The sequence below is a fragment of the Okeania sp. SIO3B5 genome, from assembly GCF_010692555.1.
Lineage (GTDB): Bacteria > Cyanobacteriota > Cyanobacteriia > Cyanobacteriales > Microcoleaceae > Okeania.
Window position 1 is genome coordinate 1 of record NZ_JAAHHG010000251.1, and the last position, 14002, is coordinate 14002.

10 protein-coding genes and 1 pseudogene are annotated in these 14002 nt (G+C 38.3%); 6 read left to right on the plus strand and 5 right to left on the minus strand.

What is annotated here, in order from left to right; all coding sequences use genetic code 11:
* Nucleotides 1-2215 (minus strand): putative Ig domain-containing protein (locus F6K54_RS26415; RefSeq protein WP_293084157.1); only part of this gene is annotated, 2215 nt, incomplete at its 3' end.
* A gap of 108 nt (nt 2216-2323) precedes the next feature.
* Nucleotides 2324-4117, minus strand: a complete 1794-nt coding sequence (locus tag F6K54_RS26420; RefSeq protein ID WP_293084160.1) for a putative Ig domain-containing protein — start codon at nt 4115-4117, stop codon at nt 2324-2326.
* Between the two features lie 1889 nt (nt 4118-6006).
* Here F6K54_RS26420 and F6K54_RS26425 point away from each other — a divergent pair.
* Both F6K54_RS26425 and F6K54_RS26430 read left to right on the plus strand, forming a co-directional pair.
* Nucleotides 6007-6363: a hypothetical protein gene (locus F6K54_RS26425; RefSeq protein ID WP_293084162.1), complete on the plus strand. Its 357-nt coding sequence runs from the start codon at nt 6007-6009 to the stop codon at nt 6361-6363.
* Between the two features lie 354 nt (nt 6364-6717).
* Nucleotides 6718-7569, plus strand: coding sequence for a glycosyltransferase family 2 protein (locus tag F6K54_RS26430; RefSeq protein ID WP_293084183.1), 852 nt, complete (start codon nt 6718-6720; stop codon nt 7567-7569).
* Nucleotides 7570-7685: 116 nt separating this feature from the next.
* Here the strand turns inward: F6K54_RS26430 and F6K54_RS26435 are convergent, their stop codons facing one another.
* Entirely contained in the window at nt 7686-8036 is a 351-nt protein-coding gene (locus F6K54_RS26435; protein ID WP_293084165.1) for a beta/gamma crystallin-related protein, read from the minus strand.
* A 514-nt stretch (nt 8037-8550) separates the two neighbouring features.
* On the opposite strand from F6K54_RS26435, the gene F6K54_RS26440 reads away from it, so the two are divergent.
* The 4 genes and pseudogenes from F6K54_RS26440 to F6K54_RS26455 all read left to right on the plus strand — a co-directional run bounded on the left by F6K54_RS26440 (nt 8551) and on the right by F6K54_RS26455 (nt 11909).
* A complete protein-coding gene (locus F6K54_RS26440; RefSeq protein ID WP_293084168.1) occupies nt 8551-9639 on the plus strand; it encodes a glycosyltransferase family 1 protein in 1089 nt (362 codons plus the stop codon).
* Between the two features lie 334 nt (nt 9640-9973).
* Nucleotides 9974-10198, plus strand: coding sequence for a hypothetical protein (locus tag F6K54_RS26445; RefSeq protein WP_293084171.1), 225 nt, complete (start codon nt 9974-9976; stop codon nt 10196-10198).
* Between the two features lie 120 nt (nt 10199-10318).
* Nucleotides 10319-10759: a PIN domain-containing protein gene (locus F6K54_RS26450; protein ID WP_293084174.1), complete on the plus strand. Its 441-nt coding sequence runs from the start codon at nt 10319-10321 to the stop codon at nt 10757-10759.
* Between the two features lie 60 nt (nt 10760-10819).
* A pseudogene (locus F6K54_RS26455) lies at nt 10820-11909 on the plus strand (RNA-guided endonuclease InsQ/TnpB family protein).
* Nucleotides 11910-12312: 403 nt separating this feature from the next.
* On the opposite strand, the gene F6K54_RS26460 reads toward F6K54_RS26455, so the two are convergent.
* Nucleotides 12313-12702, minus strand: a complete 390-nt coding sequence (locus tag F6K54_RS26460) for a CVNH domain-containing protein (RefSeq protein ID WP_293084177.1) — start codon at nt 12700-12702, stop codon at nt 12313-12315.
* Nucleotides 12703-13175: 473 nt separating this feature from the next.
* The gene (locus tag F6K54_RS26465) at nt 13176-13760 is read right to left on the minus strand and encodes a hypothetical protein (RefSeq protein WP_293084180.1); all 585 of its coding nucleotides are present in this window, start codon (nt 13758-13760) and stop codon (nt 13176-13178) included.
* Nucleotides 13761-14002 lie beyond the last annotated feature (242 nt).

The following is a 14002-nucleotide window of genomic DNA, read 5'->3' on the forward strand; positions in this document are numbered from 1 at the left end:
TGAAAGTTTGGCCTACTGCGCTGGCAGGAGGAGTTCCACTTAATTCTCCTGTATTGGAGTCTATACTTAACCAACTGGGGTGAGAACCCGAACCAAAACTATAGCTCAGTGTGTCATTATCAGGATCGCTGAAGTACACATCTAATTTCTCTTCGTATCTGACACCTTCTGTAGCTGATTCACTAATAGAAGTGGGATTAGCAACTGGAGGCTTATTACCTGCTTGAACAGTAATAATAACACTTAGTTCAGCCGTACCATTACCCTGATTATCATCAGCAGTAACTTTAAATGTGAAAGTTTGGCCTACTGCGCTGGCAGGAGGAGTTCCACTTAATTCTCCTGTATTGGAGTCTATACTTAACCAACTGGGGTGAGAACCCGAACCAAAACTATAGCTCAGTGTGTCATTATCAGGATCACTGAAGTACACATCTAATTTCTCTTCGTATCTGACACCTTCTGTAGCTGATTCACTAATAGATGTGGGATTAGCAACTGGAGGCTTATTACCTGCTTGAACAGCAATAGTAACACTTAGTTCAGCCGTACCATTACCCTGATTATCATCAGCATTAACTTTAAATGTGAAAGTTTGGCCTACTGCGCTGGCAGGAGGAGTTCCACTCAATTCTCCTGTATTCGAGTCTATACTTAACCAACTGGGGTGAGAACCCGAACCAAAACCATAGCTCAGTGTGTCATTATCAGGATCGCTGAAGTACCCATCTAATTTCTCTTCGTATCTGACACCTTCTGTCGCTGATTCGCTAATAGAAGTGGGATTAGCAACTGGAGGTTGATTAACTGACTGAACCGCTTGGATGAATGTCATATCACCGAGAAGATAACCATCAAACTCGCCATCAATCATACTTACTTGCAAACCAGCAATCTTACTACTGTCATCATCCGTAGCAAAACCAAAAAATTCATCTCCGCGTCGATGGTTACTAACTTGGCCTAAAAGATTACCTTCGCGATCGTACACTTTAATTAATGTATGACCTATACTATCAAAGCCTAAAACTCTGACACCAATACTAGATACATCCTTGTCAAAAAGGGCACTGTAAGCAGCATGATTTTGAGTATCTAAAACATAGCCATCAGAAGCAGTGCTTTCCTGTTTTGTACGAGCAGACCGCACAACGGCGGTAGAAGCTATAGATAGAGGATAAGATGGGTCTCCAACTATGCAACCAAGTCCACTAGAAAACCCACAATCCTTTCTAGTTTCATGAGAATAACCTTGACCTTCAAAGAAAGCTTTAAAGGTGATAGTTGGAGCTTGAGACCCTGCACTATAGTCCTTGGGTTCATACTTTACTGTCCAGATATCAGAAGAATTTTCTTTGAAAGTAATATAACCTGTAGGAGTATTGAAGGCATCTGTATCTACTGGATGTACACCATTCAAGACTTTGTGAGGATCGGTAACAGTTTTTGGTTGAACATTGGCTTGGTAAGCTTTTTGAATAAAACTGAAGTCACCAATATTGTAGCCTCCTACTTCTGGATTAACTAAGCTAAACTGTACGCCAGCAATTTTGTCAGTATCGTCATCAGTGCCAAAACCAATGAACTCATTACCTGTTTTTTGATTCCTAACTTCTTTGAGTAAAGTACCCTGGCGGTCAAAAAACTTAACTGCTACACTACCGACAGTATCCAAGTTTAATACAGATACTCCAACAGCCGCCACATCTTTATCAAACAAAATACTGTAGGCAGCATTATTTTGAGTTTTCAAAGCACGGTTCATTGAAGCTTGACTATCAGAATCAACTCTGGCAGTCCGCACATTGGCTCCAGTAGCTAAACTCAGAGGATGACTGGGATTTCCAATCACACAACCTAATCCTGTTGCACCGTTACAGTCTTGATCTGAATCTTTAGAATAGTATTGTCCTGCAAAAAATGCACGAAAAGTAACTGTTGGCGCACTGTCATTAGTATCATAGGCAGCAGGACTATATATAGGATTGGAAGTATTGTTAGGAAACTCATCAAAATCGATCTTTAAGCTTGAATTGAAATCTTGCTGAATCATAGCTTTCAGACTTCCTGTACTTAAAGCTAACAGTGGGTGGTTACCTCCCAGAGTGAAAATGGGTAGAGTCTGAGCTAAGGTGATTTCTGGAGCGATCGCCCAAGTAACCAAACTCAGGCAAAAAGCCATAAAACAGGCAAAAATGCCTTTCATTGCATTCATTACTATTTTTCTCCAATTGAACTGAAAGAGAACTCTAGAAAAACTTAACTTGAGGTTGTGAATATTCAATCACAACCTAACTCAAAAAAGAAATAAGCGTAAAGAATCCTAGCAAACAGGGGGTGTAGGACAATTATTAACAGTACCTGGCTGTATAGTTAGATTCCATGTTTCTGTGTGTGTATTGCCATCGACATCAGTAACTGTAACATTAGAACTCGAAGTTGTTATATTTGTAGTATTTGGGGGGTCAGTACAGCCTCTGAAGATGGCATTAGTAAAACAGCCCGTTGGAGGTACATTAGTGCCTTGTACACATGTAGAACTGGGAAGATTTATTAGTTCAACACAAATCTTTACTGCGCCTCTATTTTCAGGGTCCTCAAATAAATCAGATATATTAATGTCGTTGATGGGCTGACCTTGAGTAATACTGCTTGGCAAGGATTGACCTGGTTTTAATCGAGGAGGCTGATTTTCCCTAACCTGTATTTCTACACTCAGGTTAGCCACTCCACCTTTGCCATCATTAGCAGTTACAGTAAAGTTGAAATTTCCATTTGCTGGGGGAACACCACTTAATACTCCTGTGCTAGGGTTGATGTTTAGCCAAGAAGGATGAGAGCCTGAAAGTTGATAGTGAAGCCGATCGCCATCGCGATCGCTAAATAATCCACTTAAATCCTTAGAAAAGCTGATTCCCACTGTGGCTGTTTCACTAATATTGCTAGGGTTTACTGTTGGTGGGCTATTGCCAGATTTAACAACAATACTGACATTCAAGTTAGCCTTTCCACCTTTGCCATCATTAGCAATTACAGTAAAGTTGAAATTTCCATTTGCTGAGGGAACACCACTTAATACTCCTGTGCTAGAGTTAAGGTTTAGCCCAGGAGGATAAGAGCCTGAAAGTTGATAGTTAAGCCGATCGCCATCGCGATCGCTAAAAAATCCACTTAAATTCTTTGAAAAGCTGATTCCTTCTGTTGCTGTTTCATTAATAGAGCTAGGGCTTACTGTTGGTGGGTGGTTATTAGACAGAATATTCAGGGTAAAGGTGACAGAAACTGGACTATGACCTGGCTTGTTATCCGTTGCATACACAGTAATTGTATAACTTTGGCCACCTGCACTTGTAGGTGGAGTACCATACACTGAGCCAAAGTTTGGGTTAATTTGAAGCCAAGATGGGTTACCAGACATACTGTACGTAAGCGGATCTCTTTCATCATCTATGAAAAAATTAGTGGTAGGGATTTCTCTAAGGCTTTCTGGTATCCAGGTATAAGAACTACGGTAAGCTTGAGGGTATACTCTTGGGGGTTGGTTATTTTGTTGGTAAGGATTAGGGCCTGGATATGTGGGATTAGGACCTGGATAAGTTGGATTTGTACCTGGATAAGTTGGATTTGTACCTGGATAAGTTGGATTTGTACCTGGATAAGTTGGATTTGTACCTGGATATGTGGGATTTGGACCTGGAGAAGTATTACCATCAACACTTACATAAAAGCCACCAGGATTATAAACGCCAGCCGCATTCACAAAAATAGCATAACACTTACCAGCTTCATAAGTAGGAGGAAATCCACTAACAGCCCATTTCTGGACATTACCACTAACTTTGAGCCACGCAGGAGCTGGTACAACCTTTAATGTACTTTGATCCACTACACTGGAAAGTTGGACTGGGCCATTCATGCCTCCGATAATACTATTATCTATATCTTGATTAGCTGGAAGTTGAAAATACTTAAGATTGTAATAGTTTGGGAAGACTGATACTGTACGATATGGGTTATTTGGACAAGATGAGGAATATGCATGAGCATCTCCTGGACTGAAAGTGAAGGTGGTGATACTGAGTATAAAAATCAGCACACCAACAAGGATTCGTTTCATTTGTATTAATCCTATTGTATTGAACGCAATCAAATAATTTAGAAAACAAAAGAGACTAGGATTGACTACACTTCAAATCTTGTGGTCAGATAGGTGTAATCATACTAAATTTGATGATAGTTGAAATGTGGGATACTTGATAGCGATATTTAAGTGATAACTGAATTTCAAACCCAGTTATTTACTTATTAGACATCTCCTCCAAAAGAGGGAGTAGGGAGTAGGGAGTAGGGAGTAGGGAACCCACCCCTCGCCCCTCCCAGGAGGGGAAGAATTGACAATTTATGTACCATAATTGATTTGATTTTTTATTATTGGAGATGTCTATTCAATTATCTACCAAAGTTAACTTAATTATGTTGACTTTGGTATTAAATTTTGTGAATAATTCAGGAACTATAGCAGTCGCCACTATCGTAATTGACATCGGGTAATTATGATGATTAATGACGCGAGCAAGATGCTCGCACTAATTGTCAAACACCAACCTGGCAATTGTTCCAATTCAACCGGAATTACATTTGGCGATCGCAGAAAGTAACACCAATATTGTTAAAAGTCAATAGACTAATATCAAAAACAGCGATAGCGCGTAGGCTTAATACCGTTTCACGGAATTCAAAAGTCAAAAGTCAAAAGTCATGCATTATGATTTTATAGCTCAAAACTTTGATGCTTCAGTAATTTCAGCAAATTATTTGACATCTAAAGTTTGAAACTATTTGTAACATTCTTTTTTCAAATTGGTATAACAAGAGGTTCTCGCCCCCTCAGCAAAGGCAGCACAATCTGTCTTGAGACTAGCCTTGAATTGATAAGGTTGGACTCAACTTACCTTGATTTTTTTTCGGTTAGTTTCAGGTCAATTCACCAAAGTCGCCCCAGATTGAGAGGAAGGGCGATCGTTAAACTTCGGAATCTGCAGTTAATTGAAATTATAGCATATAGAACCCCTAAGCGTATCTTTTAGCTCTCTCCACCAAATGAGGGAGTAGGGAGTAGGGAGTAGGGAGTAGGGGGGAAATAATTGATGACACGCTCTACAATAATTGATTTTATTTTTGATGATTGGAAATATCTTTCTCCGAAAAGATATATGCTTAAGTTAAGTAATAGGAGCGTACACCTAAATTTTTAGAGATGCGCTTAGGGGTTCTATAGGAATATTTAGGGCTTGCTGATTAAATATCAAAGCATGGACATATAAAGACAAGTGCCTTTTTGGGGCTTTTAAAAAGTGCGCCTGTTTCAGCTCTTAATGCTCAAAAAGTTAGTATTTTAGGCGCATAGTTGGGCAGAAAAATCAAGGGACAATTCTTACTCCTACCTCCTCTAAATTCCCATTTCTTCAGATGTCTAGATGTCTAATTGATGAATGAATGAAAAACCCAAGTATATTTCATCTACTTTTTAACTCAATTCTCTACCAAAATCAATATATTTATTTAAAACTTTACTATTAAATTTTGTGAACAATTCCGGCCGTTCAAGAATACAGGATTTATGTTATTCGACCTCAAATTAGAGTAAAAAACACTATCCTATCATATTCAATTAATTTAACCACTTCATAGTCTTTCTGCCTTCGCCTGTGAGCGTCTCAAAACCTGTAGCAAAAAAGCCCATACTCCAGCCCAAACAAGCTTTTCTGCCTGATAACATAATTCTTAATGAACTGTATAACCTAAATTTTTAAATCCTGAATTCTCCCCGATTTTTTATTGACTTTTTTCCCACAATATTCTTAACTATAAGTGTAATCAATTCATCGCAACAGTCAAAAAAACTAAGAGTAATGATTGAGTTAGTTAAATAAAAAAATCTCCTTAGCCTCAATCAAACTTATTTACTTGACTACTCCTGATTAATGAAAACAATGGAGTTTAAAAGTGATCAAACAACTTTGTAAGTCGCTGATAGCAGTCTTAATGGCGATCGCCTTAACGATCGTTGGTCTCAATGATGCAAATAACGAAGGCACCTTTAGCTGGATTAGTGATCAAGACTTTGACTATGAATATTGGCATCCGATCAAGCCTGACAGTGGCTATTTCGGTGGTGAGGACGAAGATTATGTCGTCATGAATTGGCGTGACTTCCGTGAACCCACAGGTGGTTGGGCTGATGTGGAAAACGATGCTCCTTACTACGGCGAGCCTGTTCAGGGTATTGTTGAGGTTGAACCCGAAAACCTTAGTTATTCCCTCAATGGTGATTCTGATTCCGCTGCTTGTGATAAAGTCTAAGTTACTGATTCACTAATATCATGTTCGGATAAGCGCGTTATAATACTGTAGGTTTGGCGCAACCAAACCTACAAAACTGCCCTTAACGAAGTCAGAAGTCAGAAGTCAGATAGGGGAGCCGTCGGTAGGGCGACGTACAGAAGTTTTGCGTAATATCATGTCCGCATAATCAGTGATTAAAAAACCTTTTCCCTTCTGACCTTTTCTTTCCTCCTGCCTCCTGCCTCCAGCATAGCTGCCTTACCTCCTCCAAAGTGTAAGTATTCAACCGGACATTATATAAGTCCTGATTAAGTAAAAAATCAAAAGTGAACTTGTAGATTAGGAGAAACTAATATCAATACAAATTCTTCCATATACTTTCTCACAGTTAATTACTATTCCACTAAATTAATTCAAAAATTAATCAATTCCATTAAATTAACTCCCCAACTATTTCAGCAAATTGTGATTATTAACAACTCGACTGATGATAATTCTATTTATCAACTTAAAAACAACACCACAATTATTATCGACTCAGAAACTAATTTAGGATATGGTAAAGCCTGTAATTTAGGATTAAACTGGATTTACGCTAGAAATCCCCAAGCAATAATTTGGTTAATTAATCCCGATGCTTATTTATTCCCGGATTCTCTGGAAAAAGCACATCATTTTTTAGCTGAAAATCCCGAATTTTCCATATTAGGAACAATCGTCTATGAACCCACGGGAAAAGTATGGTTTGGTGGCGGAAAATTTATTCCTAAAACTGGCAAAATAATTCCCAATGAATTTCTATTACACACAGAAACATCAACTACAGATTGGGTAACAGGATGCAGTATGTTAATTAACTTCAAAAACTTTAAAAACTGTCCTGAATTTGATGAAGATTATTTTTTATATTATGAAGATTTTGACTTCTGTAGACGCTATGCAGAACAAGGTCATAAAATTGCCATAACTCAAAAAATATCTGTAGTTCATCAACCATCTTCTATTACTAATAAAAATCCAGAATTAAAACTTGAGCATAGCATCTATAGTTATCTACTAAGTTTAGAAAAACATACAAGTAAATTAGTTTTAATATATAGATTAATTAGAATAACTATAGCAGCCTTAATTAGCATATCCATAAATTATAAAATAGCTCGTGTTAAAATCAAAGCAATAGGTAAACTTATCAGACATAATTGTAGGTTGGGTAGAACGAAGTGAAACCCAACAAAGCCTTTCAAGTCAAAAGTTAAAAGTTAAAAGTTGTAAAATAAAAACAAGGAAGGTGCGTTGATAACACACCCTCTTTGTCTACACAATCGATTTAATGTGACTTATTAGTTATTGACCTTAATGGAAGAGTAGTAGTCATTGCGACCACCTAGCCAATCAGCATTAGGGTAGTTACCTGAGCTGTTAACCCCTCCGTCAGCACTGATAGTAACAGAAGGCTGTCCGTAATTACAATCTGAAAAAAGTGTCAGTGTTCCATTATGAACTTTTACTGAAGATAATTCATCATTGAAACTAACATCCACGAAACAACTGATATCACTATCGACCTCTAAAGTGCCCCCAGCATAATTATTATCCTGGTACAGGGTGGCAGATGCGGCATGAGCAGTAGCAACAGATGTGCAGAAGGTAATAAGGACTGTCAAAACCAAACAAGCTAACTTTTTGAGCATGAATTTTCTCCAAAATATAACTATTTACGACGATTTCCCAGAAGAATTTCTGACTTCTTTGAGTGATTTTTTTGTTCTAATTTGATTAGAGGTTTAGAGAGCATGTCCAGGATAACTCCCTCGAACAGCATATTATCTAGCACTTGTGGTCTTACACCGAATTTTGGGGTGTGATTGTGCAAATACTGGATCATCTGCTTATTGAGTAGCTCCCCTGTAAGCTACCTCTGTAAATAAGACGATTTCCCAGAAGAATTTCTGACTTCTTTGACTTATTTTTTTTTGATTAGAGATTTAGACAGCATGTCCAGAATAATTCCGTTCTATTAAACTTACCCAAACTTACCCATACACGATTTATCAGTATTAATCCCACAACCAACAGGAATATCCATCTACATAAAACCCAACAAAGCATCATTTTACTCTTATCTTAATCCGTATATCTGTGGCATAATCCCTGTGAGCCGTGCCATAATCCCTGTGAGCCATGCCATAATCACTGTAAGCGCAAATGTCTAACCAACTTATAATCAATCTATCAGTATTAATCCCACAACCAACAGGAATCTCCATCTACGCAAATAACATCCTGCCGCAACTTCAACAACTTAATCCCACCCTATTAGTTGCCAATAAAATCCCCAATTTTAACTGCCATCTAATCCCTAACAACATGACACCCGCTCAGGGAACAAAAGGTCATTTACGACGATTATTATGGACTCAATTTCAACTATCAAAAATCTATAAAAAATTACAAGCAAATTTACTTTTTTCTCCCCTTCCAGAAGCGCCATTATATTCTCAGTGTCGTTATATAGTAATGGCTCACGATTTAATTCCTTTACGCTTTCCTAAACCAGGTTCTCGCTTAACTGCTTACTTCAAATATTATATTCCCCAAGTATTAAATCAGGCAGAACATATTATTTGTAATTCTCAAGCAACCGCAAAAGATATTACTGACTTTTTCCAAATACCACCTCAAAAAATTACACCTATTCCTTTAGGTTATGACTCTCAAAAATTTCAATTCTTAGACTTACCCACAAAAAATTACTTTCTTTATCTCGGTCGCCACGACCATTATAAAAATCTACATCGGTTGATAGAAGCTTTTGCTAAATTGCCTAATTTTTCCGAGTATGAATTATGGTTTGCCGGACCTACAGATAATACTTATACACCAACATTAAAAACTCAAATCAAAGAATTAGGTTTAACAAAATTAGTCAAATTTCTTGACTATGTTCCTGATTCAGAATTACCCAAAATAATCAATCAGGCGATCGCTCTGGTTTTTCCTAGTCTGTGGGAAGGGTTTGGTTTTCCGGTATTGGAAGCAATGGCGTGCGGTACTCCAGTTATTACTTCTAATATTTCATCCCTGCCAGAAGTTGCTGGAGATGCGGCTATTTTGGTTAACCCGAAAAATGTGGGAGAAATAACAGATGCGATGAATATTATTGCTAAAGATGGAGGGGAGCGATCGCGCCTCTCAACCTTAAGTTTGGCTAGAGCAAAAGAGTTTAGTTGGGAAAAAACTGGTTTAGCGACTAGGGAGGTAATTCGGAGGTGGGGTGATGGGGGGATGAGGTGATTGTGTGATATGGTGGTGGTGTGATAGGGAGAAGGATATTATGACTGAAAACCGCCAAAATTTAATCAATAACCATGAAGATTTAGAAGTGTATCAAACTGCTTTTAATATAGCGGTTTTCAGTTTGGTGAGGTACATCAACGATCCCCCGCGCATCCCCCTTCTCAAGGGGGACTTCGAGTTCCCCCCTTCTCAAGGGGGGTTAGGGGGGATCTCCAGCGCTGTGCCTCACAAAGGGTGAGAAATACTACACTGTTATGAAAATTTTTGAAACTACAAAAATTTTTCCCAAAAACGACTAATATAATTTAATTATCAATTATCAATTAATCAAATGAACATAGAACAAACATTGCTCAAAAACTTCAGAGAATTACCGCCAGAAAAACAGCAAGAAATCCTAGATTTCAGTGAATTTATCAGACAAAAAACTCTAGTAAAACCAGAGGCAAAAATACCACAACAACAGGCAGAAAATTGGAAAAATTGGGCAGAAAGCCAGCCTAAAAATAGCCCTGACTTACCAGATACCGCTTTAAAACGGGAAACAATTTATTAAAAATGACCGGAAAATTTGGGTCTCAAGTATCCCCTTTTAAGGAGATAAAAAAAGAATATTCCGTATTTCAAGTCTCCTACTGAAGCAGGAGGTACTGATAACTGATAACTGATAACTGAAATGACTAGGTATTTATTAGATACGAACATTCTTTTAAGAGCTAGCGACCCCACCTCATCCAACTATCAATTAGCCGTTGATTCTGTATTTTTATTACTGAATCAAAACCACGAATGTTTATTAACTGCCCAAGTTCTGATAGAGTTTTGGGTAGTTGCTACCCGCCCTCTAGAAGTAAATGGCTTAGGTTGGACTCCTGAAAGAACTCGACAACAAATCAATATATTAATTTCTCAATTCGCTTTATTATCAGAAAATGGAGCAATTTTTTCTTATTGGTTAGAGTTAGTTACTACTCACAATATTAGAGGAAAACGAACTCATGATATTAGATTATTAGCCGTAATGAAATCTCATGGAATTAATTGCTTATTAACTTTTAATCCAGAAGATTTTATAACTATTCCAGAAATAAAAATTGTCACCCCACAGGAGCATTGACTTAATCAATAAATAACGATATAATACGTTAAAAACACACCATTAGACAGGCTGCGCTCAATCTCCATGAAATCCATTAGAACCAAACTCAAATTAAATAATAAACAAAAAACTCTGATGGCACAACACGCTGGCTACTCGAGGTGGTGCTACAACTGGGGTTTAAGTTTATGGAATGCTGCTTACAAAGAAGGTTACAAGCCCAACCCTCGTAAACTGAGAGAGGTTTTTACTAATCACACCAAACCCCTTTACCCATGGATGAAAAACTTGTCGTCTAAAGTTTATCAATATGCTTTCCGAAACTTGGGTGAAGCATTTAAGAGGTTTTTTCAGGGATTGGGTAAGCGCCCACGGTTTAAGAAGAAAGGTAAGTCTGATTCATTCACAATTGAAAACCAGTGGAAAACCCATAGAATTAAATGGATGGAGTCACAAATTACCTTTTATTGGTATGGTCAAAACTTATGAACCAATTGAAGCAACTACTCAAAAAATCACTATTAGTAGACAGGCAGGTGATTGGTATTTAAGTTTGAGCTATGAATTTACTCCTAGCCCAACCCCAACAACCACTGAAGTTGTAGGTGTGGATTTAGGTGTCAAAACATTAGCAACTTTAAGTGATGGAAAAGTATTTGAAAGCGTAAAGTCATATCGTAGGTTTGAAACCAAGCTTTCTAGACTGCAATATCTAAACCGCAATAAAATTATTGGCTCTGCTAATTGGAGAAAAGCACAGCTTAAGATAGCTAGGCTGCATAGACGAGTGGCTAGCATCCGCAAAGATGCACTTCATAAATTGACAACATATTTAGCTAAAAACCACAGCGTTGTTGCCATAGAAGATTTGAATGTTAGCGGTATGTTAGCTAACCATAAGCTAGCTAAATCAATTAGCAGACAGTGCTTTTATGAGTTTCGGAGACAGCTCGAATATAAAACACGATGGCACGGTTCTAAATTAGTAGCAGTTGATAGGTTTTTTCCATCATCAAAAACTTGCAGTAGGTGTGGTCATGTTCAAGATATGCCGTTAAGCCTGAGAACTTATGATTGCCCAGACTGTGGCTTGTCAATAGATCGAGATTTAAACGCAAGTATAAATTTGAGAGATGCGGTCGGCTCGGTCGTGAATGCCTGTGGATGAGCAACCGCCGACGGCCTCAGTAGAAGCAGGAAGTAAACCTCAAGTTGTAACACTATGTGACGCTTTGTGTCAGTGTTATAGAGCAGATAATTACCAACTTTTAAGTAAGATATTAGTTAAGTATAGTACCAAATTATGAATATTATTGGTAATCAGAGGGAGGAGCGATCGCGCCTCTCGACCTTAAGTTTGGCTAGTAGCTCAAGAGTTTAGTTGGGAAAAAACTGGTTTAGCTACTAGGGAGATAATTCAGAATTATCTGATCAAGAAATAATGAGGGCGATCGCTCCCTTTTATTTTAGGGAACCTAAATTAACTGTGAATTCATCTAACGTTACAACCCAGTTATCGAAGTTCAACCAATGGCTATATAATACTTGTTAACCACTAAAATTGATGACAATTACTGGTACGTCAAAATGCCATTAATATTAGAAATGTGATCGTCCAGATTGATTTCAGCTTGTACCCATTGTTGAGCACGTTTTTCACACTCACCAACTAGAACACTAGGGCCAGACAATTCAGTATTGCCACAAGTCGCAATAAAGTTATCGTGTTGCCACATAAGTTCTCCATCAATATTTCCTATGTATGGATTCAAGTTTATCTCTGTTTGATTTGGGGTGTAACCATCAGCCATATAGCAAGTTGAAGACAGAGTTGAACCATTAACGCTAGAGTTGTAGCAGGTTAGGCTAAAAGAAGCCCAAGCTTCGTTAGCGAACATACCTAAGGAGATTGCGATCGTAAATAGGAAGGCAACTGCAGCCTTGAAGAATCTGTTTTTCATGACAATTAAGTTTTCTTTCTGAACTAGAGTAAATAACAAAGGTTAGCCAGATTACCTTGATTTAGGATTTTCTGGTTTGAGCTTGAGGTTCCTTTTGAGTTCCTGTGTAATTAAGACGATCTGGGAAGGGAATTTCTGATTTTTTTTTGCTACGCCACAGCAATCTTTTTATTTGGGAAATGGCGATCGCCTTTGGTTAACCCGAAAAATGTCGGAGAAATAACTGATGGGATGAATGTTATTGCTAAAGAATGGAGAGAGCGATCGCGCCTCTCGACCTTAAGTTTGGCTAGTAGCTCAAGAGTTTAGTTGGCAAAAAACTGGTTTAGCTACTAGGGAGATAATTCAGAATTATCTGATTAAGGTTTAAATAATTGGGGCGATCGCTCCTTTTTATTTTAGGGAACCTAAATTAACTGTGAATTCATCTAACGTTGAAACCCCAGTTATCCAAGTTCAAACAATGGCTATATTTAGTTGATTGCCACATCCAAAAAGTACACAGAACCCTCGTCTACATTACTCAACATATATTCTCCTGTTTCGGAATTTGGTTTGAACACGTATTCGCCTAAATTATCATCAGAACTTATGCTATCCCTTTCCCACAGCACAACTTTGGCAGTTGTTGTGAAATTTTTCTCTATATTCAGGGTTTTTGACTGACCGTTGTAAATATCCTCAGACTTACCAGATGGCCATACCTTCCCTCCGTTTACTGTGATGTAAAGTTCATCTGGGAATTTCCGACCAATACTGCTCGCGATATCGTTAAGCTTATCGGCTGCTAAAGACACGAGTTGACCTCCAGCAGCTCCAAGGAAAGCGCCACCAGGGCCACTCACAGTTCCTGCCACTACTGGTAATCCATATTCTGCTGCCAACTTGACAATGCTACTGACAGCACTTGTAATCGAAGAATCTACCCCAGTTGAGACAAGCTCGGCTTTTACAGATTTCAGTTTCAATGTAGCTGCATTAGCCGATGCCGGGACAGCACAAAGTGCTGATGTGAGAAATAATACTGTAGCTAGAACAAGACTGATAAACTTTTTCATTCTTTCCTCTCTTAAGGTTAATATGTTTGTTCCATCTATATGACGTTTGAGAATCCATTTTTCTGAACACTTTTCTTCTACTTCTTATTTTTTAGACTTGGGGGTAAGAAAAAGTGGTGGTGGTGCATAGTAATGGTAGAGAGAGTGTGGGGGGATGGGGAGATGGGGGGATGGGGGGATGGGGAGATGGGGAGATGGGGAGATGGGGAGATTGGGGGATGGGGAGATGGGGAGATGGGGAA

Bases quoted from the DNA above. Each gene is read 5' to 3' on its own strand.
- F6K54_RS26420 (WP_293084160.1), bottom strand. From the start codon at position 4,117: ATGAAACGAATCCTTGTTGGTGTGCTGATTTTTATACTCAGTATCACC.
- F6K54_RS26435 (WP_293084165.1), bottom strand. From the start codon at position 8,036: ATGCTCAAAAAGTTAGCTTGTTTGGTTTTGACAGTCCTTATTACCTTC.
- F6K54_RS26440 (WP_293084168.1), top strand. From the start codon at position 8,551: ATGTCTAACCAACTTATAATCAATCTATCAGTATTAATCCCACAACCA.
- F6K54_RS26445 (WP_293084171.1), top strand. From the start codon at position 9,974: ATGAACATAGAACAAACATTGCTCAAAAACTTCAGAGAATTACCGCCA.
- F6K54_RS26450 (WP_293084174.1), top strand. From the start codon at position 10,319: ATGACTAGGTATTTATTAGATACGAACATTCTTTTAAGAGCTAGCGAC.
- F6K54_RS26460 (WP_293084177.1), bottom strand. From the start codon at position 12,702: ATGAAAAACAGATTCTTCAAGGCTGCAGTTGCCTTCCTATTTACGATC.
- F6K54_RS26465 (WP_293084180.1), bottom strand. From the start codon at position 13,760: ATGAAAAAGTTTATCAGTCTTGTTCTAGCTACAGTATTATTTCTCACA.